The organism is Yersinia pekkanenii (genome assembly GCF_001152565.1).
Classification (GTDB): domain Bacteria; phylum Pseudomonadota; class Gammaproteobacteria; order Enterobacterales; family Enterobacteriaceae; genus Yersinia; species Yersinia pekkanenii.
On sequence record NZ_CQAZ01000013.1, the window covers coordinates 46600 to 73150 of the forward strand.

Below are 26551 nucleotides of genomic sequence, written 5' to 3' on the forward strand. Positions count from 1 at the left end.
CGATTAATTAACCAAATTAAACCATCAACCCAACCCCAGGCAACAGTGAAATTCTGCAATAGAGATCACGTCTTGCTTATTATTCTTCCTATTACCTGCCATTTTTGGGAGAAACCTCTCATTTTGTTTTTGGTTAATCGCTAGTCTGCTCTAAAATGAGAGCGCTCTCATTTATAATTCATCCATTTGGAAGCCAAATTATGAAAACCTTTAAAATTGCTATTATTGGTGGCGGTAGTAGCTATACCCCAGAGTTAGTTGATGGGCTGATTCAGCGTATTGATCAGTTGCCGGTCACTGAGTTGGCACTGGCTGATGTCGAATTGGGCCGTCAAAAAGTAGAAATCATTGCCGCACTGACTCGAAGAATGTTAGATCGTCATGGTCTTGAGCACGTAAAAGTCAGCGTTCACTTCTCACTGGATGACTCCATCAAGGGAGCCAGTTTTGTCCTGACACAATTCCGTGTAGGCCAGCTCCCTGCACGGGCAGCAGATGAACGCTTGGGGCTAAAATATAACCTACTTGGCCAGGAAACGACCGGCGTCGGCGGTTTTGCCAAAGCACTACGCACCATTCCGGTGATGCTTGATATTGCGGCAAGAGTCGAGCGACTGGCTCCAGATGCCTGGATTATTAACTTTACCAATCCTGCTGGTATCGTCACTGAAGCCGTTACCCGTTACAGCAAAGCAAAAATTATCGGCCTGTGTAATGTCCCAATCAGCATGCACCATATGATTGCCAATTTGCTGCACGCACCTTATGACGATATTCAGCTGCGTTTTGCCGGGCTAAATCATATGGTATGGGTGCATGAAGTCTTACAACGTGGTAAAGATGTCACCGCAGATGTGTTGAATATGTTGTGTGATGGGGCGTCGCTGACCATGAATAATATTAAGGAAGCACCATGGCCACCGGAATTCCTGCGGGCAATGGGGGCGATCCCTTGTCCATATCATCGCTATTTTTACCAGACTCAGGATATGCTGGCAGAAGAAATGGCTGCAGCCGCCGAACGTGGTACCCGTGCAGAACAAGTGATGCAGGTAGAAAAAGAGTTATTCGAGCTGTACGCTGATCCCCATCTGGACAGTAAACCGGAACAGCTCAGCTTCCGTGGCGGATCATTTTATTCTGAAGTTGCACTGGAGCTTATTCGTGCTATTCATAATAATTTAGGTACGCAACTCGTCGTTAATACCACAAACCGTGGCGCGATCCATGGTTTATCCGATGGCTCAGTGGTAGAAACTAACTGTATTATTGATGCACAAGGTGCTCATCCACTCACCTTCGGTTCATTACCGGTTGCGATGCATGGGCTGACCCAGCAAGTAAAAGCCTACGAGCGTCTGACCATTGAAGCTGCGGTACACGGTGACCGTGGTAGTGCTTTGTTAGCCTTAGTGACTAACCCACTGATTGCTAACGCCAGCATTGCTCAGCCGCTATTGGACGATGTTCTACAGGTCAATAAACCCTACCTGCCTCAGTTCGCAGATTTGTAACATTAACTCATTTTATACCCAAAGTAATTGGAGTCGCAGGTAGGCAGCAAGCGAGCAACAAAATGGTCGGGAACCGATTTGAACCGCATTTATGCTAGCCCGCAGGGTGAACCTCAAGGATGAGGCTCATTAATCCCGATGAGCTTACTGAAGTGAGTGATTCGGGGGCCGTCAACCCCCTGCGGTTTCCAGTATCAAGGGGATTGGAGCAAGATGATGGTGACACTAGAAGACGTTGCGGCACTCGCCGGGGTTTCCCGCGCTACAGTTTCCCGCGTGGTCAACGGTGATACAAATGTCAAGGCTCCGACTCGCGAAAAAGTAGAACAAGCTGTCGCGGTTCTGGATTATACCCCAAACCCTGCCGCACGGGCGCTGGCCTCTAGTCAAAGTAATACGCTGGGGCTAGTGACCACCTCTTATCGCGGGGGTTTTTTTGGTGCGCTGATGGATTTCGTGCAAACCGAAACTGAATCCCAGGGGAAGCAGCTACTGGTGACTCAGGGGCGGGATAATGCCGAGAAGGAGTGGCAGGCGATTCAACGCCTGTATAACTTACGCTGCGACGGCTTAATTCTACATGTGCGCTTTCTCAGTGACGAGAAGCTGCGTCAGCTTGTCGCCGTCGATCGACCATTCGTGCTACTGGACCGGCTGGTTCCGGGCCTTGAAACCCGCTGTGTGACTTTTGATCATCGGCGTGCCAGCCAAATGGCCACTCAGGTACTTATCGATGCCGGCCACCGCCATATTGCTTGTATCAGTGGTTCTGCTCAGCGTCATTCCAGTGCGTTACGCCGCCAGGGTTTCGTCGATGCCATGCAACAGGCAGGTTTAGAGCCGGTCGCTTGTGTGGACGGGGTTTACGATTTGGAAAGTGGTTATCAGCGCGCAGATGAGATCCTGAATCAACCTCACTTACCGACAGCTATCTATTGTTGCAATGAAGAAATGGCCATTGGCGCATTATTAGCTATTAATAAACACCGTTTACAGGTGCCGCAGGATATTTCATTGATTTGCTATGACAGTGGCGAACGCGCGCCTTTTGTGTGTCCGGCATTAACCAGCCTGCATTTCCCGATTGTAGAAATGGCGCAATACGCCACTCGACTGTTGATTAACCCACAGCTACCCAATGTCAGTTTCCCGCCCACGATTGTGATGCGAGATTCAGTCGCCCCGCCAAGATAACGATTCAATGCAAGATATCGGCTAATTAAAGTAACGGTGGCAAAGGGTCAGCTCACCTGCCGCACCCGCAACTTGTGACATCTCACTATTATTCGCAATGACACCGCATCAATTGCATTAAAAACTAGATGCATATCACAAAAAATAGCCATACCTATGCTAGGATCCGCCACCTTAGCGCTGGAAACCGGCTTGATGCCTTTTCAGCTCTATACCCGTTTTTAGCTATTATCTGTCTTTAACTCTTCTTGATTTGATACTGACACACAGGCTTATTTATGAATAACAGCAATCGCATTCGGTTAACTTGGATCAGTTACTTCTCTTACGCCCTTACTGGTGCGTTAGTGATTGTCACCGGGATGGTGATGGGAAATATCGCAGAGTATTTCAATCTGCCTATTGCCAGTATGAGTAACACATTTACTTTTCTTAACGCGGGTATATTGATCTCTATTTTCCTCAATGCCTGGTTGATGGAAATTATTCCATTAAAACGTCAGTTAATATTCGGTTTTATCCTGATGTTGATCGCTATTGCCGGATTGATGATTGGCCATAATCTGATGATCTTCTCAATCAGCATGTTCATCCTCGGGGTGGTCAGCGGGATAACCATGTCGATCGGTACCTTCCTGGTAACCCATATGTATGAAGGGCGTCAGCGCGGTTCACGCCTGCTGTTTACCGACTCATTCTTCAGTATGGCAGGGATGATTTTCCCGGTAGCCGCTGCGATGCTGCTGGCACGCCATATTGAATGGTATTGGGTGTATGTCGGCATCGGCCTGCTATATGTCGGTATTTTCGTGCTGACACTGTGCTCTGAGTTCCCGGTGCTCGGCCATAAAGCCAGTGATCAAAGCAAGCCAATTGCGAAAGAGAAATGGGGTATCGGCGTGCTGTTTCTGGCGATTGCCGCCTTATGCTATATCCTCGGTCAACTCGGTTTCATCCAGTGGGTGCCGGAATATGCCACCAAAAACTTCAATATGGATATCAGCCAGGCTGGCCAACTGGTCAGTAACTTCTGGATCTCGTACATGATTGGGATGTGGATATTCAGCTTTATCCTGCGCTTCTTTGACCTGCAACGTATCGTAACCATACTGGCGGCGCTGGCCACGCTGGCGATGTATATGTTCGTGAGCACGGATAACCCAGAGCACCTGAGCTACTACATCCTGGCGCTCGGCTTTGTCTCCAGTGCCATTTACACCACGCTGATTACCTTGGGTTCACTACAAACCAAAGTGTCGTCACCCAAACTGGTGAACTTCATTTTGACCTGCGGCACTGTCGGCACCATGCTGACCTTCGTGGTGACCGGCCCGATTGTGGCTAACAATGGGGTTCATGCCGCGCTGGCAACAGCAAATGGCCTGTACCTGGCAGTGTTTGTGATGTGCCTGGTTCTGGGCTTCTTCACCAAGCACCGCAGCCACGGCCACGTGACTCACTGATTTAGCGGTTTTACTGCCCTGCCGCCACGCCAGTGGCAGGGCAATGTCTCTTTATTTAAAATCCCCCTCCTTCGGCTTCAAATATATCCGATTTTCGGCCAATACTTAGGTTCGAACACATCTTCATGACCAAAACAGACATTGATATCAGCGGCCAGCATCTCTTTAACTTCCCCCAACTAACAGCATGCTGTCCGATTTTCTTTTTAGTCAGCTAAATTCAAAAACTGAAACCTTTCAGCTAAAGATGAATGAAATCCGCAACTTATCAAAAATCGTTAAAAATCATCCATCTACCACCTTAGAGGTATATGAGAAGCCATTTGATTTACATCAATAAGTGCGGTGCACAGAAGATTAAGGTAAAGGTAGAAAATTAAAAATTGAGGCAATAATGAGCAAAGTCAAACTTGCTATCATCGGCAACGGTATGGTCGGCCACCGCTTTATCGAAGACTTATTAGATAAAGCGGATAAAGACCAATTTGAGATAACCGTATTTTGCGAAGAACCACGTATCGCTTACGACCGGGTCCATCTTTCTTCTTACTTCTCTCATCATACTGCGGAAGAACTTTCACTGGTCCGTGAAGGCTTTTATGAAAAACACGGTGTAAAAGTGCTGGTTGGCGAACGTGCCATCACTATCAATCGCACCGAGAAAGTGATCCATTCCAACAGTGGCCGCACCCTGTATTACGACAAACTGATTATGGCGACGGGTTCATATCCGTGGATCCCGCAGATTAAAGGCAGCGAGGGGCAAGATTGCTTTGTTTATCGCACCATTGAAGACCTGAACGCCATCGAAGCCTGTACCCGCCGCAGTAAACGTGGCGCGGTTATCGGCGGTGGACTGTTAGGGTTGGAAGCCGCTGGCGCGCTGAAAAGTCTTGGCGTTGAAACACATGTTATTGAGTTTGCTCCCGTATTAATGGCCGAGCAGCTTGATCCAATGGGCGGTGACCAACTGCGTCAAAAAATTGAGCGAATGGGTGTTAGAGTTCATACCGGAAAAAATACCCAAGAGATAGTCCATTCAGGCCAAAACAGCCGCAAAACCATGCTATTTGCTGATGGCAGCCAACTGGAAGTCGATTTTATCGTCTTTTCCACCGGTATCCGCCCGCAGGACAAACTGGCCCATCAATGCGGTTTAGCGACAGCACGCCGTGGTGGTATTGCTATCAATGATTATTGCCAGACTTCTGATCCTGATGTATACGCCATTGGTGAATGTGCATCGTGGCAGGAACGGACTTTCGGGCTGGTGGCTCCGGGTTACAAAATGGCACAGGTCACGGCTGACCATCTGTTAGGCCGTGAGAATGCCTTCCGGGGTGCCGATATGAGTGCCAAGCTGAAGTTGCTGGGCGTCGATGTCGGCGGGATTGGTGATGCTCATGGCCGCACTGAAGGTGCGCGTAGCTACGTTTATCTGGATGAAAGTAAAGAGATTTATAAACGCCTGGTGGTTAGCGCCGACAACAAAACCCTGTTGGGCGCGGTGCTGGTGGGTGATACCACCGATTACGGCAATCTGCTGCAATTGGCACTGAATAATATCCCGTTACCGGAAAACCCCGATAGCCTGATCCTACCCGCCCACGCAGGCAGCAAACCGGCAATCGGCGTGGATTCGCTACCGGATACTGCGCAAATATGCTCCTGTTTTGATGTCACCAAAGGTGACATTATTCAGGCGATTGGTCAGGGCTGCCATACCGTTGCCGCGCTGAAATCTGCGACTAAAGCCGGTACCGGCTGCGGCGGCTGTATTCCGCTGGTGACCCAAGTACTGAATGCTGAACTCAGCAAGCAAGGTATTGAAGTCAATCATCATCTCTGTGAGCACTTCGCCTATTCACGTCAGGAGCTGTATCACCTGATCCGCGTCGAACAGCTGAAAACCTTCGACGCCCTGTTGGAGAAATACGGCAAAGGTTACGGCTGTGAAGTGTGCAAACCGACCGTCGGTTCACTGTTGGCATCGTGCTGGAATGAATATGTACTGGCGCCGCAACATACGCCGTTGCAGGACACCAATGATAATTTCCTCGGCAATATCCAAAAAGACGGCACTTACTCGGTTATCCCGCGCTCACCGGGCGGGGAAATCACACCGGATGGCTTGTTGGCCATTGGTCGTATCGCCAAACAATATAACTTGTATACCAAACTGACCGGCTCACAACGAGTGGGGATGTTTGGCGCACAAAAAGATGACCTGCCTGCCATCTGGGCGCAACTGATTGAAGCCGGCTTCGAGACCGGACATGCCTATGCCAAAGCACTGCGCATGGCAAAAACCTGTGTTGGTAGCACTTGGTGCCGCTTTGGGGTAGGTGATAGCGTCGGTTTTGGTGTGGCGCTGGAGCATCGTTACAAAGGTATCCGTACACCGCACAAAATGAAGTTTGGCGTCTCCGGTTGTACCCGCGAATGTGCCGAGGCACAGGGCAAAGATATCGGGATTATCGCCACTGAAAACGGCTGGAATCTGTATGTCTGCGGTAACGGTGGTATGAAGCCACGTCATGCCGACTTGTTAGCGGCGGATCTGGATGAAGATACCCTGATGCGCTACCTCGACCGCTTTATGATGTTCTATATCCGCACTGCCGATAAGCTGCAACGCACCTCGGTCTGGCTGGAAAGCCTGGAAGGCGGCATTGATTACCTGCGCGCCGTCATCCTTGACGACAAACTGGCTATCAACGACCAGTTGGAAACCGATATTGCCCGTCTGCGCGATAAAGTCATCTGCGAATGGAAAGTCACGGTCGAGAACCCAGCAGCGCAGGTTCGTTTTGCCCACTTTATCAACAGCCCACTGCGCGACCCGAACGTGCAAGTGGTGCCTGAACGTGATCAACATCGCCCAGCCCGCCCGGAAGAACGTATCCCGGTGCGCATACTGGAACTGGAGGACAACCTATGAGCCAGTGGATCCCACTCTGCCCGTTAAATGATATTTTACCCGGTAGCGGTGTATGCGGCCTGATCGGCGAGCATCACGTTGCGGTTTTCCGCCCTCATGCTGACGAACAGCTATTCGCCATCAGTAACATCGATCCTTTCGCCCAGGCCAGTGTGTTGTCGCGTGGATTGATTGCCGAGCATCAGGGTGACCTGTGGGTAGCCAGCCCACTGAAAAAACAGCACTTTCGCCTGCATGATGGTTTATGTATGGAAGATGAAACACGCTCAGTTACCCATTATGACGTGCGGGTTCGTGACGGCATGGTGCACGTCAAAGCGTGATAACTATAAACTAACACTTGATCATCCCCAAAGATATTGGCGTCAAGAGCAAGGGGATTTAGGATTAACTATGTATACAGACACCATCAACAAATGCGCGGCCAATGCGGCCCGAATCGTCAAGCTGGCCAAAGAAAGCCCGCTCGGTTTTTGGATTGGTTCAGCCATGGCCGGTGCTTATGTCGGCATTGGCATTATTCTGATTTTCACCCTAGGTAACCTCATCGATCCGGCTTACCGCCCGCTAGTGATGGGTGCCACCTTTGGCCTGGCCCTGACCTTAGTGATTATTGCCGGTTCTGAGCTGTTTACCGGCCACACCATGTTTCTGACCTTCGGTGTGAAAGCGGGCACCATCACATCCAGCCAAATGTGGACGGTATTGCCACAAACCTGGCTGGGGAACCTGCTGGGTTCCGTCTTTGTTGCCCTGCTCTATTACTACGGCGGCGGTAATCTGCTGTCAGTAGATACCAGTTTGGTACACACCGCCGCACTGGCAAAAACCACGGCACCGGCTATGACCTTATTTTTCAAAGGTGTATTATGTAACTGGCTGGTTTGTCTGGCTATCTGGATGGCAATCCGCGTGGAAGGGGCGGCGAAATTTATCGCTATCTGGTGGTGTCTGCTGGCCTTTATTGCCTCGGGTTACGAACACTCAGTGGCGAATATGACACTGTTTGCTCTGTCCTGGTTTGGTCATCACAGTGAGGCTTACACCCTAAATGGTATTGGCCACAACCTGTTGTGGGTCACTCTGGGTAATACTCTGTCCGGAGCCGTATTTATGGGACTGGGTTACTGGTATGCCACACCACGAGGACAACGCCCACAGCCTGCGGTAGCCAATGCGCCGCAAGCGGTGAAAGAGTGAGTTATACGAGGTTAATGGCAAAACGATTGATAGCTCAGTGAGTGAAGGGTTTACCGCACCTAGGGGCGCTCCGGCGACTTACGTCGCTACGACCCCAACCGCACGCTTCCCCTTCAATTGACTTTATCAGCAGTCTGATACCCGAATTCACCAGCTCTTAGGGGCTGGTTTATCCCCTAGCGGCCTCAACCTGAAGGATTGCCCATGGACTACTTCCCGATTTTCTGCCAACTGCAAAACAAAGCCTGCCTGCTGGTCGGGGGTGGCGAAGTGGCCGAACGCAAAGCCCGCCTGCTGCTGGATGCCGCTGCAAGGCTCACCGTTAATGCCCGCGAATTCACGCCACAGTTTCACGACTGGGCCGAACAAGGGCTGCTTTCATTAGTCAGCGGTGAGTTTGTACCCAGCTTGCTGGCAGAGAAATGGCTGGTGATTGCGGCAACCGATCAAGTGGCGGTTAATGCACTCGTCTATCAAAGTGCCAACCAGCAGCGCGTGTTCTGTAATGTGGTTGATGACCCGAAGCGTACCAGTTTTATCATGCCATCGATCATCGACCGCTCGCCTATCATGATTGCAATATCTTCCGGTGGAAAAGCGCCAGTACTGGCACGGTTACTGCGGGAAAAACTCGAGGCCATACTGCCACAGCATTTGGGCCAACTGGCACAGTTAGCCGGTAATTTACGTCAGCGGGTGAAACAGCATTTTGCCGCCATGACCGATCGCCGCCGTTTTTGGGAAAAACTGCTGACACATGATCGTCTGGCCCAATCACTGGCTAACCACGATCAAGTACAAACCGAGCAGCACATTGAGCGACTGTTCAACGCACCGCTGGCAGATCGTGGCGAAGTGGTGTTAGTGGGCGCTGGGCCGGGTGATGCCGGTTTGCTGACATTAAAAGGTTTACAGCAGATCCAACAAGCCGATGTGGTGGTTTATGACCGGCTGGTGTCCGATGAGGTTATGAATCTGGTACGGCGCGACGCCGAGCGTATTTTTGTCGGCAAAGAGTCCGGCCGCCACAGTGTTCCGCAGGACCAAATTAATCAGATTCTGTTGCAGCAGGCGCAGCAAGGTAAACGGGTAGTACGTCTGAAAGGTGGCGACCCGTTTATTTTTGGTCGCGGCGGCGAAGAACTGGAAACGCTAGCGCAGTACGGTATTCCGTTTTCGGTGGTGCCAGGGATTACCGCAGCATCCGGTTGCTCGGCCTACAGTGGCATTCCGCTGACCCATCGAGATCATGCACAAAGCGTACGGCTGATTACCGGTCATGCCAAAAAAGACAGTCAGCTAAATTGGGCTAATTTGGCGGCGGAGAAACAAACGCTGGTGTTCTATATGGGGTTATCGCAAGCCGGGGAGATCCAGCAGCAACTGATTCAACACGGTATGCCAGCAACCACACCAGTGGCTCTGGTAGAAAACGGCACTTCGCGGCATCAGCGGGTCGTCAGCGGTGAACTAAACCAGTTGGCGTTACTTTCCCAGCAGGTTAACAGCCCCAGCCTGATTATTGTCGGCAGTGTGGTCAGTTTGCGCGAAAAACTGAATTGGTTTTCCAGTGCAGAACACGGCAACGTAGCTGAACCGATAAAAAGAGTGGGTTAAGTTGTATTGACTCCGAAGGGAATAACCCCTTCGGATGGCCTATGCCATTACTTACGGATGGGCCACAAAACCAATGGCTTGATACACCTTAGCCAGTGTCTCTTGCGCGCGAGCACGGGCCTTGCTAGCCCCTTCACGCATCACTTCCTGTAAGAGTGCCTCGTCTGCACGATAAGTGTGATAACGCGCCTGTAGCTCACTCAGCATGCCAGAAACTGCATCAGCAACCGCACCTTTCAGATGACCATACATCTGGCCTTCAAACTGGGCTTCCAGCTCAGGAATAGACTGGCCTGTCACACCCGACAGAATATCCAGCAGGTTAGAAACACCGGCTTTCTTTTCTACGTCATAACGGACGACCGCTGGCTCGTCAGAATCCGTCATCGCGCGCTTAATCTTTTTCACCACCGACTTAGGGTCTTCCAGCAATTCGATGACGTTATTGCGGTTGTCATCAGATTTAGACATCTTTTTGGTTGGATCCTGCAACGACATCACTCGCGCACCCGCTTTAGGAATAAACGGCTCAGGGATTTTAAAGATATCGCCATACAGATTATTGAATCGACTGGCAATATCGCGGCTGAGTTCCAGATGTTGCTTCTGGTCTTCGCCCACCGGCACCTGATTGGTCTGATACAGCAAAATATCCGCCGCCATCAACACTGGGTAATCAAACAAGCCAGCATTAATATTCTCGGCATAACGGGCTGACTTATCTTTGAACTGAGTCATGCGGCTCAACTCGCCGAAATAGGTGTAGCAGTTCAGCGCCCATCCCAATTGAGAGTGTTCTGGCACATGGGATTGAACAAAAATGGTGCTTTTCTGCGGGTCAATGCCACAAGCCAGATACAGCGCCAAGGTGTCCAGAGTTCTTTTTCTTAACAGAGTAGGATCCTGACGAGCAGTAATAGCATGCAGGTCAACGATGCAATAAATACAATCATAATCATCCTGCATCTGTACCCACTGACGCAGCGCACCCATGTAATTACCAATGGTTAATTCGCCGGACGGTTGCGCACCGCTAAATACGATAGGTTTTATTGGTTTATCGGATACAGCCGTTAATTCAGTGGGTTTACTCATTTTAGACTTCCTGACCTTTTAAAGATGACAGCCCGATGATGGGCAACAGATCGGCAAAATGCTCCAGCACGCAGTCGGGGTGACTGGTGGCAATAGCTTCACCGTAGTTATATCCATAGGTCAACCCAATACAGGGGCAACCCGCTGCCTGTGCGGCCATAATGTCATTACGCGAATCACCGACAAACAGCATTTCGCTGGCGCGCAAGCCCAGTTTGGCTAACAGTAAATACAACGGGGCCGGATGGGGCTTTTTCACCACCACATCATCACCGCCAATAATGACAGAGAAGTAATCCGCAATACCCAGTGATACCAGCAAAGGAGCAACAAACGGCGTGGGCTTATTGGTAATCAGGCCCATCGGCAAGCCATGGGCGACAAGCTGTTCCAATGTGGCTTTAACCTGTGGGAATAGTTGGCTCCCCTGCTCAACCGTTTTGGCGTAATAGTGGTCAAATAGCTCACGGGTATGGGTAACCGTTTTGGCATCAGCTTCATGGCCCGCCCAACGTAAAGCGCGTTCCACTAAAACATCGGCACCGTTGCCAATCCAGGTTGATACTAACGCTTTACCGGCAAGCGGTAACCCCTGATGCTGCAACGCCATATCAATGGCGCTGGCCAAACCGGGGGCACTATCCACTAATGTGCCATCGAGATCAAAAGCCACACCACGGATAGAGTCGAATTTAATCATGGGCCAACACCGCCAGCTCACTGCGCATGGCATCAATCACCGCGGCATAATCCGGTTGGTTGAAAATAGCCGAACCTGCCACAAACATATCAGCACCTGCGGCGGCTATCTGGCGAATATTATCAACTTTCACCCCGCCATCCACCTCCAAACGAATATCATAACCACTGTCATCAATCAGTTTACGCACCTGACGCAACTTATTCAGTGTCTCAGGAATAAATGACTGGCCGCCGAAACCGGGGTTTACTGACATCAATAAAATGACATCCAGCTTATCCATCACATAATCCAGATAGCTAAGAGGAGTGGCTGGATTGAACACCAGACCGGCCTTACAACCATTCTCTTTGATAAGTTGCAGGGTACGGTCGACATGTTCTGAAGCTTCAGGGTGGAATGAGATATAAGTGGCACCGGCTTTGGCAAAATCCGGGACGATACGGTCAACCGGCTTCACCATCAGATGCACATCAATCGGCGCAGTAATACCGTAATCACGCAGGGCCTGGCACACCATAGGGCCGATGGTCAGGTTAGGAACGTAATGATTGTCCATCACATCAAAATGCACAACATCAGCACCGGCCGCGAGTACCTTGGCGGTGTCTTCACCCAAGCGGGCGAAATCGGCTGACAGAATAGATGGGGCAATTAAAAACTTTTTCATCTGCTTCTCCAAACTTCTATTTTTGTTTTATAAAACATTAGCTTAACAGCATTCATCACAGCAATATTAGGCATTTTATTTCATAAACCATTGGGTTTGAATCTTTACTGAGTGGAAGTTCCCACTCAGCTATACAGCGCCAAAAGCTCGTTCACTTTACTACGACCAAGAATATTACGGCTGATAGTACGGCGCGCTTTCACTACATGCAGTGACGCCTGGTGATACCAATTGCGCGTCAATTCTGTGTCATGGTTAGAAATCAGCACCGGAATTTTGTTTTCGCTCGAAAGCTGATAAGCCAAACGAGCCAGATTCTGTTGATCCACGATGCCAAAATTGTTGGTGTGATATGCCGTAAAATTAGCCGTCGCTGATAATGGCGCATATGGAGGATCGCAGTAAACCACCGCCCCGTGCACCGCTTTTAATAACGTTTCCTGATAGTGCTCACAAACGAAAACAGCATGTTGTGATTTTTCAGCAAACCAATACAGCTCAGCTTCCGGGAAATAAGGTTTTTTGTAACGACCAAAAGGCACATTAAATTCACCGCTCAAATTATAACGGCACAGACCGTTATAACAATGGCGATTCAGATAGAGAAACAATAATGCACGGCGATAGGCATCGGTACTGGAATTAAACTCTTGACGCAGTAGGTAAAACTGCTCAGATTGGTTGAAGTCCCCCGTGAATAAAACACGAGCATCACGCACGAAGTCATCAGTGCGGTCCTTCACGATATTGTAGAGGTTGATAAGATCGTTGTTGATATCGGCCAGTATGTAAGACTCATACTCAGTGTTAAGAAACACCGACCCCGCACCGACGAATGGCTCTATCAAGCAGTCTCCCGCAGGAAGATGGCGTCGTATGTCATCAACCAGCGGATATTTCCCACCAGCCCATTTTAAAAAAGCGCGGTTTTTCTTCATGCCGTCAGTTAGCTACTTAATAATTCAGAGCCGCAGATTGTACTCTGTTTCAAACAGCACATCAGCGCACAAATAAGAATGATTTATTTTTTAAGGTCTTGCTGCACTTGTTGTACAGGTTTAACCCACGGTTTTTTCGCCTGAACATCGGCTGGTAGTGTTGTGATAGCCTTTTTTGCATCAGCAGAAGAAGCGTAGTTACCACTCACTAAAATATACCAAGGTTTACCATCACGTTTAGTTTCATAAACATGATAGTCAGTTAATTTTTGCTGCCGGGCAAAGGCATTCAACGTATCCGAGCGTGATGCACTGCTCAGCTGTATCGTGAAATGGCTACCTGGCGCATTTTTCAATGTATTACTGCTGCCACTCACCGAACCTGATTGGGCCACCGCAGACGCTGCTGGGGAAATCGCCGTGGTCGGCTTCTTATGGTTGGTAGAAGATTGGTTGATAGACGATTGTTTGATAGACGATTGTTTGATAGACGATTGTTTAGTTGCAACCGTAGTTTGTTTCGGCGATGGATGAGTAATCGTTTCGCCCGTCGTCGCAGTCTTAGCCCCTTTGGAGCCAGAAACCGTTGCCGGTGCTGTCGGTAAGGTTGATGTCTGGCCGTCATTCATATTCTGAGACAGTGTATCGACCTGCCCCTGAGTCTGGGAGAGCGCGTCAGACATATTCCCCGGTAATTCAACACGCTGAGTCGGGCTGTTTGTTGCAGGCTGCGCAGCGGCCTCGGTTGGCGTCGGAGATATCGGAGGAACACTGATCTCTTGTGGCTGAGCGGTATTCTTCACACCGTTGGCATCATGACCATCGCTGGCATTGTTCGCCACCGCGGGTTGCGTGTTAGCGCCACTGGTAAGTGAGGATGAGTCAGACAGATTAATATTTCTCGCAGCATCAACATTCGGATTCTGTTGGGATGCTTCATGTTCTGTTGGGGCTTTCAGGGCAGAACCGATGGCAATAATGATCAATAGCAGCACTAAAATGCCGATACCAATCATGATATGTTGGCGTGAGATAGCAAGCTTAGACCCGGTCAAAGACTTGCGGGCACGACGTATTGGGCGACGGTCACTGCTATCTGGTTTCAGATCGTCTTCCGGCTTTAAATCATCCATCTAAACCCTCCAACTAGAGGCAAAAGCCTACCGCATTTTTGTCACTGCAGTCCGGCTGATTGATTGTACTGACTGCAAACAGGCTATATCCGTCATATTTCAAGCTGCATGGGCGTTGGCTACGCTCAATCACCCGAATCACTTACTGATAAGCTCATTGGGATTCTCTCGCTTGCCGCCTTCCTGCAACTCGAATTATTTAGGGTATAAACAGCCCGCAGCAAAGGAATAATATTAATATCGCATTTATGCCATTTTCGAATACTGACAATCAGCTATTGATGCTAACACCATGTCATGTGCGATACCGCTACGAATTTCTGACTTACCGATAGCGGTTGGCAGTACCAGACGAAGCTCGCCCGCCAGCACTTTTTTATCCCGCATCATATGCGGCAGATAAGACTCTGGTGTCATTTCCGGCGGCCCGCAGACAGGCAGACCGGCGCGTAAAAGTAGTTTCTTGATCCGCTCAACATCACTGGCGGAGAACTGACCCAATCGGCGGGAGGTTTGTGCCGCCATCATCATACCGACAGCAACGGCTTCCCCGTGTAGCCAGACGCCATAACCCATTTCGGCTTCAATGGCATGACCATAAGTATGACCCAAATTGAGTAAAGCGCGCATCCCACTCTCTTCACGTTCATCGGCAGCAACAACATCGGCTTTTAATTCGCAGCAACGGCGGATGCAGTAAGCTAACGCTGACATATCCAGTGCGAGTAATGCATCGATATTATCTTCTAACCAATCAAAGAAAGCTGCATCAAGAATAATGCCGTATTTGATCACTTCAGCCAGCCCGGAAGCAAGCTCACGTGGAGGAAGAGTTTTAAGACAATTGAGGTCAATCACCACCGATGCTGGCTGGTAGAAAGCACCAATCATGTTCTTACCCAACGGATGGTTCACTGCGGTTTTGCCACCGACAGAAGAGTCCACTTGAGAAAGTAAGGTCGTGGGGACTTGAATAAACCGAACGCCACGTTGGTAGCAAGCTGCGGCAAAACCGGTCAGGTCGCCTACTACACCGCCACCTAAGGCAACAAGCGTAGTATCACGACCGTGCGGTTTTTCCAGAAGGGCAGAAAATACCTGCTCCAGAACACTCAGAGATTTATACTGCTCGCCATCAGGTAAAATCACCTGATCAACTTTAATGCCACTTTGCTCCAGCACTGCCCGGAGCGAATCCAGATAGAGCGGAGCCAGCGTTTGGTTAGTGACCAGCATTACCTGGTCACCCGCCTTTAGCGGCTTAAAAGAGGCGGGGGCATTGAACAACCCAACGGCAATCGTAATGGGGTAACTACGCTCCCCTAACGTGACAGTAATCTTCTCCATGTCGCGCTCAGTAACCTTCTTAAACTTACGCCCATAGGCATTAGTAAAATGCTAAAATCAGTTACTTTCCAGCATGTTGATAATCTGGTTAGCAACGACCTTGGCGCTTTGATCGTCAGTGCGGATGGTGACATCTGCAATTTCTTCGTACAACGGATTACGTTCTTTTGCCAGTGCTTCTAACACTTCACGCGGAGGCGCATCAACCTGCAACAGCGGACGTTTTTTGTCACGTTGTGTACGGGCTAACTGCTTTTCGATTGTGGTTTCTAAATACACCACAACGCCACGGGCTGACAAACGGTTACGAGTTTCTCTGGATTTAACAGAGCCACCACCGGTCGCCAGAACAATGCCTTGTTTTTCCGTCAGTTCATTAATAACTTTTTCTTCGCGATCGCGGAAACCTTCTTCGCCTTCCACGTCGAATACCCAGCCCACGTCAGCTCCGGTACGTCGCTCAATTTCTTGATCGGAGTCGAAGAACTCCATATTGAGTTGCTGAGCTAACTGACGACCAATAGTGCTTTTGCCGGCACCCATAGGCCCAACCAGAAAGATATTGCGTTTCTCTGCCATGTTTTTGGTATTACTAAGACTATTCGTTAATGATAACCCGCCCCGCCAATCAAATTAGCGGCGGGACCTAAACTGAAACCTCATGAGCGATAGTACGAGATCAGACGGAAAATTATCTCAGCACTTCTGGTAGTTTGGCAACCGAATAAATCGTTGTACACGTCGTGGGAGGGAAACCATACGTTTTTATCGGCGTATCAACGTTATTAAAAACCTCGGAGCTCAATTCGGTAACCCTTGTAAGCTAAATCGGGCGCAGCGTCAAATTTAGAAGCCTCCTATCACACAAAAAGTTGCAGAAAGTCACCAAGAACGGCCTATTTCGATAAAATCGCATCTCACAGCACTCAGGCACTGATTAATTTTGGCGTAATGAAAATCACTAACTCCCGACGACTTTGTTGTTGGCCATTTTGTTTAAACAGTGCTCCCAACCAAGGAATATCCGCCAATATGGGGACTTTATTAACGCCCTGACTACTTTTTTGTTGGAAAATACCTCCCAGCACAATAGTTTCACCATCGTTTACGGTTATTTGGGTTGTTATCTCCTGCTTATCTATTAGTAATGCTTCACTATCACCGCGTTTAATTGCCATGCCAGGCATATTTTGGCTAATTTTCAAGTTTAGAGTAATTTTGCCATTACGCAGTATTTTTGGTGTTACTTCCATCCCTAATACTGCTTCTTTGAATTCGATAGTCGGTGCCTCTTTTTTACCTCGCGAGACTGTATAAGGAATATCGGAACCCTGTTTTATACTGGCAGTTTGCTGATGCGAAGTCACCAAGCGTGGGCTGGCAATAATATCAACCTGGTTTTCTTGTTCCAACGCGCTAAGCTCCAGTTCCAGTAGACGCCCGCCGATACGGGCAACATTGAATCCTGCACTGACCGCACTATTTAGCAGCGGTAAATTGACATTAAAATTATTCACCCTGAGCGAGCTGGCATGCTTTGCTTCATTCATCCCCCAACGGACACCAAGTTCCTGCAAGCTTTCTCGGCTGATGGTTACTATGTGCGCAGCTAATTGTACTTGCTGTAAAGGCAAATCCATTTCTGCCAACCAGTTTTTCAATAGTGCTAAAGACGCGGGAGTATCGCGAATTAATAATGTATTTGTACGTTTATCTACCACGACGCTACCCAGTGGAGAGAGCAAGCCCCCTTCGGGGAGATTCAAACTATCGGCTACATATTCGGCATCAGCATATTGCAAAGCAAGGATGAGATTACTCAGGGATCCTGGCGCGGATTTTTGTTCAGCCCGTTGCTGCCTTTCCTGTATATCTTGTTCAGTGAAAACCATCATCACGGCTCCTTCGCGCTCCACTTTTAACTGGCCCATGCGCAAAATGATAGCCAGCGCCTGCTCCCAAGGAACGTCAACCAGCCTCAGGCTAAGATTGCCACCAACCCCGGCGGCAATAACTAAATTCAATTGCTGATAATCGGCCAACGCCTGCAACACGATGGAGACCGGTGCGTCCTGAAACTCCAGTGTGACCGGCTGCCCTCCTTTTTTGCTGTGAGAAGCGGCACTAATGAGTAATAAGCTGAGCAGTAACAACATGAGTAATCGCGCCCGTACAATATTATTGCACGCAGGAGTGAGCCAGTACCTGGCTGTAGTTGTATCAATATCCATCAGATCAATTCCTTTTGTATCTTTCGTATTTGAAGCTGTGGAGATGTCCGCTTCACCTGACTTAAACTCCACGTCATTTTCCATCATTCAGAAAAAACTTAATTCAGCGCATCGACAACACCACTGATTCTGCTGAGCCAAAACAAGAACTGGCTGGATTTGCATACTGTAAAATCACCTGCCGTGAGCTGATGTGGGTAACCTGCCAATTCGGCAACAACCGTGTGCCGATGATGAGCTTCTGCCAGTGACCTCCCGGCCGCTGTACCCAGCCTGAATAGTCATCTGCGCCACTCACAATACCTTTTAATTGCCAATGGGTTAGCTGCTCTCGGGCATCATCGCATGGCTCTGTTGATACCGGCTGAAAGGGGTTACGCCCCACGGCTATGAATAAAGAGTCGGCATAAACATCAGGAACCAGTGATACGATTATCAGTAGCTGCATTGCCAACCGGCTCTTGCGGCTACTCATTTGTCTCTCCCGCCCGATATTCTTTCAGTCTTAATTTCACCGTCAGCGCCGGGTGATCGCTATTAATCTCAACGAGTTGGATCTGGGTAGGTCCTGGTATTTCAGATAACTGACGCAGTAAATGGAGTAACCCATAGAAATTGACCCGCAAGGTGGCCTGCCACTCCCGCTGCCTTACTGACCCCACGTCTGCCTCTACCACCGATTCAGATTGTCGCTGCCAACGCATAACCCGCCCACCAAACGGTGTAATCAATTCACCCACCAAATGGGCCATTGAGCTATCAAGCTGCCGCCATGAGGTTTCATTTGATCTCAATACCGTGATTTGCTGACGAACATGGAAGAGTGAAGGCAACCGCGCCAAAGCAGACTGTTGGCGCTCAATCTGCTGTTGCTGCTGAATAATCTGATGTGTGGTGAGACGTTGCTGTTGCCATACAGGGCGTAATAGCATGCCATACGCAATAATGCCAAAGAGCCCCAGAATACCCCATTGCCATAAACAAAGTTGCCAACCCGGCCTATCGATCCAACGTTGCCATTGTTTATTCATCATTTTCACCCCCATCCCGCCACTCAGCCCAAACCACAAAGCGAAAATGGCCGTCCTCCTGTTGAGTAATCCCTTGTAAGTGCACATTCTCAAGTAAAGGCTGGCGGCCTAATTGCACTAAAAAAACATTAATTGCCGCATAATTCTGACTAATTGCCTCGAAAACCACCCTTTCGTCTTGTGGTATTAAACTGACCAACCAACAACTATCCGGAATTTGTTGTGAGAGTTGCTGCAACAATGTTGAGTATCGTCGGGCGGGTTGGAGTGCCTGACGATAAATTTGGGCGCGGTGTTCCCTATGCCGTAGCTGCGCCATAGCCTGTTGCAGTTCTTGATAGTGCTGGCTTAATAGCGACTGCTGTTGTGATAATGCAGCCAAATTAACCTGTTGTCTGATGTGTGCCGTGCGTGATTGCACTTGTATTACCAGCAGCGTGATCACAAAAAGTGTGCATTGGCACAAACCTGCATTTCGCCAAAAACGATAACGATCTAACTGATGTTCGGCGCGCCATGATGAAAAGTTAACCTGATACATCAGTCGTCAGCCGGGCGTAATGCCAGCCCCCCAGCCAAAGTAAATGCCGCGGGTAAGGGGGGCAGCGGCGGCTGATAGTGGGTAAAGGCAGTAAAAGGCAACCAGGCCGTCATGTTTGCTGGCGTCGGTTCATCCAGAGTACTGCTGTAATACACTTTCACTGGTGCACCATTCTGTTCGGGATAGCGCGCAAGAAGCTGTGCCAGTAAGGTAGATAACGGATTGAACGTCGGTGATGGGGGGCTTCCAGGCCCCCAATCATCTGAGTCAACCGCGACCACGCCGAAATCAAACAGCATATCGGCAGATGATACCCATAACCACTCATTCACCAAACGATGAACCAGCCAATACGACCCGGATAACCCTGCTGCCGTTGCCATATAACGCAGAGCACAGGGTGTGATATCAATCATGTGGGATGACAGGCCCGCCTGATGTAAACATTGCTGCCATTGCCGGACTTCTGACTGACGAGCGGCAGTGATTAACAACTCACTGCCAGATGCGGTTTCGGTACGATAATCCAGAGCCAGTGCCTGACTGCTGACCGGAAATGCTCTGCTTGCTGCGGCGTTGATGAAACCATCACGCGCCGGTTCACGCAAACGCCTGTCCGGCGCTGGAATGGTGTGTTGCAATATACGTTGTGCGGGCAAGGCAATACGTAATGAAATATGTCGCGGTAATTGTTTGCGTAATAATCTGAGTTTGTCGCTAACAATATCCGGTTGTTGTAAAATACCATCCCGCAAAACGCCAGAAGGTAAGGTTTGATACCACCAGTAGCGTAGTTGCCAACCAGAGCGGCGCTTAACAACAGCCAATGCGCGGATAGCTTCCATTTGAATATCTAGCCCAACCTGCCAATATTGTGTGTACACCTTTGTCGACCTCCATGTCGAGAGAGAATAAAAGAACGTATCCATGTTACGGGCTTGCCTTTATACTACGGCGCGGTTGTTTATAAACTGCCCAATTGACATTGAATGGGAAATCTCAGGTGAAGTTCGTAAAGTATTTTTTGATCCTTGCGGTGTGTTGCATTTTACTGGGAGCAGCCTCGATATTTGGCCTGTACAAATATATTGAGCCACAGCTACCCGATGTTGCCACGCTGAAAGATGTCCGGCTGCAAACACCTATGCTGGTGTATAGCGCCGAAGGCGAACTGATCGCCCAATACGGTGAAAAACGCCGTATCCCGTTGACACTAAAACAAATTCCACCAGAAATGGTGCATGCGTTTATTGCAACAGAAGATAGCCGATTCTATGAGCATCACGGTGTGGACCCAGTGGGTATCCTGCGTGCGGCCTCTGTGGCACTGGTTTCTGGTCGAGCCTCGCAAGGGGCAAGTACCATTACCCAGCAATTGGCGCGAAATTTCTTCTTAAGCCCGGAACGCACCTTGATGCGTAAAATCAAGGAAGCATTTCTGGCAATTCGTATCGAACAGTTATTGACCAAAGATGAAATTCTTGAGCTGTATCTAAACAAAATTTATCTGGGTTACCGGGCCTATGGCGTCGGGGCGGCGGCACAGGTCTATTTCGGCAAAGAGGTCAACGAGTTGACCCTCAGTCAGATGGCGATGATTGCCGGTTTACCAAAAGCACCGTCAACCTTTAATCCACTCTATTCACACGACAGAGCCGTTGCCCGCCGTAACGTGGTGTTGTCGCGGATGTTGGATGAAAAGTACATTACTCAGGCGCAGTATGATCACGCGCGCAGTGAAGAGCTCGTCGCCAACTACCATGCCCCACAAATCGCGTTCTCGGCACCTTATCTGTCCGAAATGGTGCGTCAGGAGATGATTAAGCGTTACGGTGAGAATGCGTATACCGACGGCTATCAGGTCTATACCACCATAACGAGAAAGCTCCAGTTGGCTGCGGTTGATTCCTTACGCGCCAATGTGCTGGCTTACGACATGCGCCATGGCTATCGGGGCCCGTCCAATGTGTTATGGAAAGTGGGCGAAAATGCATGGAGCCGCGAACAGATTATCGATTCACTGAAAACACTGCCGGTTTATGGTCCGCTATTACCTGCGGTAGTAACTGAAGCAGATGCCGCACAAGCGACAGCCATGTTAGCTGATGGTACAAGCGTTGCGCTGCCGATGTCCGGTATGCGTTGGGCACGCCCGTATAAATCGGATAATGCTCAGGGGCCAACCCCAAAACAAGTGACTGATGTGGTTCAACCCGGCCAGCAGATTTGGGTCAGAAAAGTCAATGATAATTGGTGGCTGGCACAGGTACCGGACGTCAACTCAGCCCTGGTTTCTATCGATCCAAACAATGGTGCGGTGAAAGCGTTGGTGGGCGGTTTTGACTTTAACCAAAGTAAATTTAACCGCGCCACACAGGCATTGCGTCAAGTCGGTTCAAATATAAAACCCTTCCTGTACACCGCCGCGATGGACAAGGGTTTGACCTTAGCAACCATCCTCAACGACCTGCCAATCACGCGCTGGGATGCGGGTGCGGGTACCGACTGGCGGCCAAAGAACTCACCACCCACTTATGATGGCCCAATTCGTTTGCGCCAAGGCTTAGGCCAGTCGAAAAACGTGGTGATGGTGCGGGCAATGCGGGCGATGGGTGTGGATTACGCCGCTGAATACCTGCAACGCTTTGGCTTCCCGGCGCAGAATATTGTGCATTCGGAGTCACTGGCATTGGGTTCAGCCTCGTTTACCCCATTGCAATTAGTCCGTGGCTACGCGGTGCTGGCAAACGGCGGCTATTTGGTTGATCCCTACTTCATCGCCAAAATTACTGATGACGTAGGCAATGTGCTGTTTGAAGAAAAACCGAAAATTGTCTGCGAAAGCTGTAACTTGCCGGTCATCTATGGTGACACTCAGCGCTCGGTGGTGCTGTCCGACGATAATATCGAGAACGTCGCCACGTCACAGACTAACAATGCCAGTAATGTGGCAATGCCTGAACTGGAGCAAGTCACGCCAGCACAGGCCAAGCTCAATAGCGATCAACAATATGCGCCACACGTCATCAGCACGCCATTGGCCTTCCTGATCCGCGATGCGTTGAACTCTAACATCTTCGGCGAACCCGGCTGGATGGGAACCGGCTGGCGTGCCGGCCGTGATCTGAAACGCAAAGATATCGGCGGTAAAACCGGTACCACCAATAGTTCGAAAGATGCCTGGTTCTCAGGTTATGGCCCGGATACCGTGACCTCAGTCTGGATCGGCTTCGATGACCATCGCCGCAACTTAGGCCGTAGCTCTGCATCAGGCGTGATACCTGATCAAATCTCCGGTGCGGAAGGCGGTGCTAAAACGGCTCAGCCAGCATGGGATGACTTTATGAAAGCCGCCCTTGAAGGTCTGCCAGAGAAACAAGTTCCCCCCCCTCCGGGGATAGTCAGTGTGGTGATTGATAAACAAACCGGTAAATTATCCAGTGGTGGGCCAGGTAGCCGTCCTGAATTCTTTATCGAGGGGACACAACCCACTGAATATTCGGTACATGAGGCGGGAACCACCTTGATGGACAACGGGCAGACCCACGAGTTGTTCTGATAGTCATATTGGGCCGCCACGGATGATTTAGCCTCTGTAGCAAAGCAGCCCCGATAAAAAGCCGGGAGATCGCCAGATTATCCCGGCTTTTTATCGGGGGTCACTGATTATAAAGAGATCTCGGTGTTATTAAGAAATACCTGTGCAAGGAACAAAGCGCTGACATTACGGGCCTCACAGAAACCGGGTTCATCAAGCAGTGCCATCATGTTAGCAATGGGCCAACGCACTTGTGGCAATGGTTCCGGCTCATCGCCCTCCAGGCTTTGCGGATAGAGGCCCTGCGCAATAACGATATTCATTTTGCTGGAGAAGTAGGACGGTGCCATGGTCAGTTTACGCAGATAATCGAAACGTTTAGCGCCAAAACCAACTTCTTCCATCAGCTCGCGATCCGCGGCCTCTAGCACCCCCTCACCCGGATCAATCAGGCCCTTGGGGAAACCCAATTCATACTCTTCAATACCGACAGCGTATTCACGGATCAGCAACAAATCATCACCGATAATAGGCACAATCATCACCGCTTCGCGATTCGATGGCCGCATCCGTTCATAAACACGTTGTACGCCATTGCTGAACTCCAAGTCTACCGCTTCGACAGTAAACAAATGGGAATGGGCAACCGTCTCTATTTTAAGAATTTTAGGTTTTTGCAGGTGTTTCATGATAGCCCCAAATTAAAAACTCACCGCCTATCGGACTCATATCAGAATAATCAGAGCCTCATTGTGGTTACTTAGTAAGCCACTTTTTACCCATAACGATTAACCCGACGCTTTATACTGGAATTTATTAGAACTTGATCACATTGTGCGTTGATGAGAACCTTTATCGCAATGTCAGTTAGATATAATTTACCTGTTTTTAACATGACGTCGAGTTTAGTCAAGATTCAACTGGTTAATTTTCACCCACCCCCACTTCAGACAGGTTAAGAATTGTGTTTGAAAATAGGATTATGCTGATATTACCGATGTTTTAGCCTTGCTATCCTTACCGGTCTACGGGCAGTTTAAGAGCACTTGTATTAGGTTATTTGATGAAGAGTAGCGTGTGGCTACGTTAATGCATTGAATGACTCTGCTATATTCCTCTGTACTGTATTTATGCATAATATGCATTATTTCATAGAGTTGACATGAGTCAGGGCGCTCGGATGGGGATGGGATGAGTACAATGCTCTTAATATTGTCCTTACTGTTGACCAGTCTGATCGCAGTGGGCTTGTTGTGGTGGTTCCGGTTCCGCCGTGCTACCTCTGGAGCGGCTATACTGCTGTTCGCCAAACCCACTCACCGCAAACTCACGTCGGAAGAGCGGGTTAATATTGAACATTACCTGTTAAACCAGCAAGAGAAACTCGGATTTAAAACCTCGTCAACTTTCGATACCCACACCCTGACCAACAGCAATACTTCGCCAGTAAAACTCGTCCTGATACCACAAAGCGATAACGTTTATTCAGTAACCCGCGCCATCACCCGCTACGGCGTGGCAAGTGACGAACCCAATAAATGGCGCTATTACCTTGATTCGATTGAAGTCCACCTGCCCTCATCATGGGAGCAATATATTGCTCAGGATAACGACGTCGAACTGATCCAAACCCAGACAATTCCATTAGTAATTTCCCTCAACGGGCATACGCTTAAAAATCACCAACCTGAAAACACCTACCCGCCTATTTTGCCGTCCGCAGAGCAAAATGCATCAATTCGCAAAGAAGACAGCGAACATATCGAGCTGCTGAATATCCGCAAGGAAACACCGGAAGAGTATGCCCTGCATGGCTCTAATGGCTTAAAAGAAGCTGGGGCTATTTGTCTGGCATTGCTATTGCTGTTTTTCGCGCTGACGGGCCCGACGGTAACGCTGCCTTGGCTGGTTATTGTGGCAGCAACGCTAACCGGCTGGGCCTGCTGGAATATGTTCCGCCCATTGTCTGAAAAAGACTTGCGTGAAGTCCATTGCTTGAGCGGTACGTTGAAGCGCTGGGGGCTGTTTGGTGAATCGGATCAGGGGCAGATGAACAATATCTCACTCGGGATTGTCGACCTGATTTATCCGGCCCATTGGGGACCTTATTTTGCTCATGACCTGGGTAAGAAAACCAATATTGATATCTACCTTAATCGTCAGGTTGTTCGCCAGGGGCCTTTTTTATCTCTGCATGACGAAATGAGACATTTTCCATTACAGCGTTGGGGGAAAAACCTGACGCTAATCGCCGGTTCACTGTTGGTTATCGCGTTATTACTGATCTATGTGCCGCTCGGCCTGCCATTAAAATTAAGTGTTGCCTGGTTGCAAGGTGCGCAAAGCCAACAGGTTACCAGTGTCGAAGCGCTGGAAAAAATGCCACTACGCATCGGCGATATGCTGAAAGCTCAGGGTACGGGTATGTGTTATGTCCCGCCGAATACTCAGAACCCACACAGCTTTGTTTTTACGCCTTTTGATTGTTCCGGTATCTATTGGAATAACGCCGCACCACTGCCACAACCTGAATCTGAGACGATTGAAAAAGCCGCCGCATTGGTCGCTACCGTCAATCAACAGTTACACCCACAAGGCACCGATGCCAACGTTAACCCACAACTGGCAACCGCGATTGAAAAGTCCGGCATGATTTTACTGGATGACTTTGCCGATATCGTCTTAAAAACCCAGGCATTATGTGGCGGAGATAGTGACTGTATGCGTTTGAAAAATGCGTTGGTTAACCTGGGTAATGCCAAGAATTGGTCTGGGCTGGTCAAACGGGCGCAATCTGGCACATTGAAAGGCATGAACGTGCTGTTACGCCCGGTCAGTGCCGATGCCTTGGAAAGCCTGGTTAAAACCGCCGCCTCATCGTTTGTTTACCGTGAAACCCATTTGGCGACAGAAGCGTTAAATAGCCCGCCACCGGGTGGGTTCCTGATAACCAGCGATGAGGGTAAGCAGTTAGTGAATCACCCCGCACCGGCCGTCCCACTATTTGATTACAGTGCACTAGAGCAATGGCGGGAATTGCAGCGGCTCTCAGGGCTGCTACTTAACACACCGTTTAAGGCCGAAGGGATTATCACCAGCATCACGGTTGATGCCAATGGTACGCGGCATATTACGTTGCATAGCGAGCCGGATATTGTGACACTTGGTCGTTATCTGGGTACTAGCCTGCTGTTGCTGGCTTTGATTGTCTGCTTGGTCGTGAATACCACCCTATTAATTCAGCGGATACTGAAAAACCGTAGCCGGATGGATAATATTCAGCACTATTATGAGAGTTGCTTTAACCACCCGCGAACTCCAGCCCCCTTCCTGCGTTAACGATTTTACGTTTATCGCCGGTCATCTCATTTATCTCTGGCCGCACCCATGGGTGCCCA

Annotated in this window: 22 protein-coding genes; 9 read left to right on the forward strand and 13 right to left on the reverse strand. The window is 49.4% G+C overall.

The genetic code is table 11. The features are described 5' to 3' along the window. The first annotated feature begins 200 nt into the window (after positions 1-200). From AEP37_RS08585 to cysG, 7 genes are all read left to right on the forward strand, one after another. A complete protein-coding gene (locus tag AEP37_RS08585; RefSeq protein WP_049612378.1) occupies positions 201-1514 on the forward strand; it encodes a 6-phospho-beta-glucosidase in 1314 nt (437 codons plus the stop codon). A gap of 216 nt (positions 1515-1730) precedes the next feature. After that, positions 1731-2708 carry a LacI family DNA-binding transcriptional regulator gene (locus AEP37_RS08590; protein WP_049612469.1) on the forward strand — a complete coding sequence of 326 codons (978 nt, stop codon included), beginning with the start codon at positions 1731-1733 and terminating at the stop codon, positions 2706-2708. Between the two features lie 278 nt (positions 2709-2986). Next, positions 2987-4171 carry an MFS transporter TsgA gene (gene tsgA, locus AEP37_RS08595; protein WP_049612380.1) on the forward strand — a complete coding sequence of 395 codons (1185 nt, stop codon included), beginning with the start codon at positions 2987-2989 and terminating at the stop codon, positions 4169-4171. A 394-nt stretch (positions 4172-4565) separates the two neighbouring features. Beyond that, the gene (gene nirB, locus AEP37_RS08600) at positions 4566-7112 is read left to right on the forward strand and encodes a nitrite reductase large subunit NirB (RefSeq protein ID WP_049612382.1); all 2547 of its coding nucleotides are present in this window, start codon (positions 4566-4568) and stop codon (positions 7110-7112) included. Next, entirely contained in the window at positions 7109-7435 is a 327-nt protein-coding gene (gene nirD, locus AEP37_RS08605; protein WP_049612384.1) for a nitrite reductase small subunit NirD, read from the forward strand. Before nirB ends, nirD begins: the two co-directional genes overlap by 4 nt. A gap of 70 nt (positions 7436-7505) precedes the next feature. Next, positions 7506-8312, forward strand: a complete 807-nt coding sequence (nirC, locus tag AEP37_RS08610; RefSeq protein WP_049612385.1) for a nitrite transporter NirC — start codon at positions 7506-7508, stop codon at positions 8310-8312. A gap of 204 nt (positions 8313-8516) precedes the next feature. Then, positions 8517-9929, forward strand: coding sequence for a siroheme synthase CysG (gene cysG / locus AEP37_RS08615; protein ID WP_049612387.1), 1413 nt, complete (start codon positions 8517-8519; stop codon positions 9927-9929). Positions 9930-9980: 51 nt separating this feature from the next. Here the strand turns inward: cysG and trpS are convergent, their stop codons facing one another. From trpS to pilM, 12 genes are all read right to left on the reverse strand, one after another. After that, on the reverse strand, positions 9981-11024 hold the full coding sequence (gene trpS / locus AEP37_RS08620; RefSeq protein ID WP_049612389.1) for a tryptophan--tRNA ligase: 1044 nt from the start codon (positions 11022-11024) through the stop codon (positions 9981-9983). Between the two features lies 1 nt (position 11025). Next, entirely contained in the window at positions 11026-11724 is a 699-nt protein-coding gene (locus tag AEP37_RS08625) for a phosphoglycolate phosphatase (protein ID WP_049612391.1), read from the reverse strand. After that, positions 11717-12394 carry a ribulose-phosphate 3-epimerase gene (rpe, locus tag AEP37_RS08630; protein WP_049612393.1) on the reverse strand — a complete coding sequence of 226 codons (678 nt, stop codon included), beginning with the start codon at positions 12392-12394 and terminating at the stop codon, positions 11717-11719. Before rpe ends, AEP37_RS08625 begins: the two co-directional genes overlap by 8 nt. 125 nt (positions 12395-12519) lie before the next feature. Beyond that, positions 12520-13332 carry an adenine-specific DNA-methyltransferase gene (gene dam, locus AEP37_RS08635; protein ID WP_049612395.1) on the reverse strand — a complete coding sequence of 271 codons (813 nt, stop codon included), beginning with the start codon at positions 13330-13332 and terminating at the stop codon, positions 12520-12522. Positions 13333-13415: 83 nt separating this feature from the next. Then, positions 13416-14465 carry an SPOR domain-containing protein gene (locus tag AEP37_RS08640; RefSeq protein ID WP_049612396.1) on the reverse strand — a complete coding sequence of 350 codons (1050 nt, stop codon included), beginning with the start codon at positions 14463-14465 and terminating at the stop codon, positions 13416-13418. Positions 14466-14711: 246 nt separating this feature from the next. Then, the gene (aroB, locus tag AEP37_RS08645; protein ID WP_049612398.1) at positions 14712-15812 is read right to left on the reverse strand and encodes a 3-dehydroquinate synthase; all 1101 of its coding nucleotides are present in this window, start codon (positions 15810-15812) and stop codon (positions 14712-14714) included. Between the two features lie 57 nt (positions 15813-15869). Continuing rightward, positions 15870-16391, reverse strand: a complete 522-nt coding sequence (gene aroK, locus AEP37_RS08650; RefSeq protein WP_004702222.1) for a shikimate kinase AroK — start codon at positions 16389-16391, stop codon at positions 15870-15872. Between the two features lie 347 nt (positions 16392-16738). Next, positions 16739-17968: a DNA uptake porin HofQ gene (gene hofQ, locus AEP37_RS08655; RefSeq protein WP_082170737.1), complete on the reverse strand. Its 1230-nt coding sequence runs from the start codon at positions 17966-17968 to the stop codon at positions 16739-16741. A gap of 178 nt (positions 17969-18146) precedes the next feature. Beyond that, positions 18147-18518, reverse strand: coding sequence for a pilus assembly protein PilP (locus AEP37_RS08660; RefSeq protein ID WP_235801367.1), 372 nt, complete (start codon positions 18516-18518; stop codon positions 18147-18149). Then, positions 18511-19074 carry a hypothetical protein gene (locus tag AEP37_RS08665; protein WP_049612475.1) on the reverse strand — a complete coding sequence of 188 codons (564 nt, stop codon included), beginning with the start codon at positions 19072-19074 and terminating at the stop codon, positions 18511-18513. Before AEP37_RS08665 ends, AEP37_RS08660 begins: the two co-directional genes overlap by 8 nt. Further along, positions 19067-19615, reverse strand: coding sequence for a PilN domain-containing protein (locus AEP37_RS08670; RefSeq protein WP_049612399.1), 549 nt, complete (start codon positions 19613-19615; stop codon positions 19067-19069). Before AEP37_RS08670 ends, AEP37_RS08665 begins: the two co-directional genes overlap by 8 nt. Then, positions 19615-20499: a type IV pilus biogenesis protein PilM gene (gene pilM / locus AEP37_RS08675; protein WP_049612401.1), complete on the reverse strand. Its 885-nt coding sequence runs from the start codon at positions 20497-20499 to the stop codon at positions 19615-19617. The genes AEP37_RS08670 and pilM overlap by 1 nt, the downstream gene beginning before the upstream one ends. 119 nt (positions 20500-20618) lie before the next feature. On the opposite strand from pilM, the gene mrcA reads away from it, so the two are divergent. Then, entirely contained in the window at positions 20619-23174 is a 2556-nt protein-coding gene (gene mrcA / locus AEP37_RS08680) for a peptidoglycan glycosyltransferase/peptidoglycan DD-transpeptidase MrcA (RefSeq protein WP_049612403.1), read from the forward strand. A gap of 107 nt (positions 23175-23281) precedes the next feature. On the opposite strand, the gene nudE is transcribed toward mrcA, so the two are convergent. After that, complete coding sequence (gene nudE / locus AEP37_RS08685; RefSeq protein ID WP_049612405.1) at positions 23282-23842, reverse strand: ADP compounds hydrolase NudE; 561 nt, start codon at positions 23840-23842, stop codon at positions 23282-23284. Positions 23843-24344: 502 nt separating this feature from the next. On the opposite strand from nudE, the gene AEP37_RS08690 reads away from it, so the two are divergent. Next, on the forward strand, positions 24345-26492 hold the full coding sequence (locus AEP37_RS08690; RefSeq protein ID WP_049612406.1) for an intracellular growth attenuator family protein: 2148 nt from the start codon (positions 24345-24347) through the stop codon (positions 26490-26492). Positions 26493-26551: the final 59 nt, after the last annotated feature.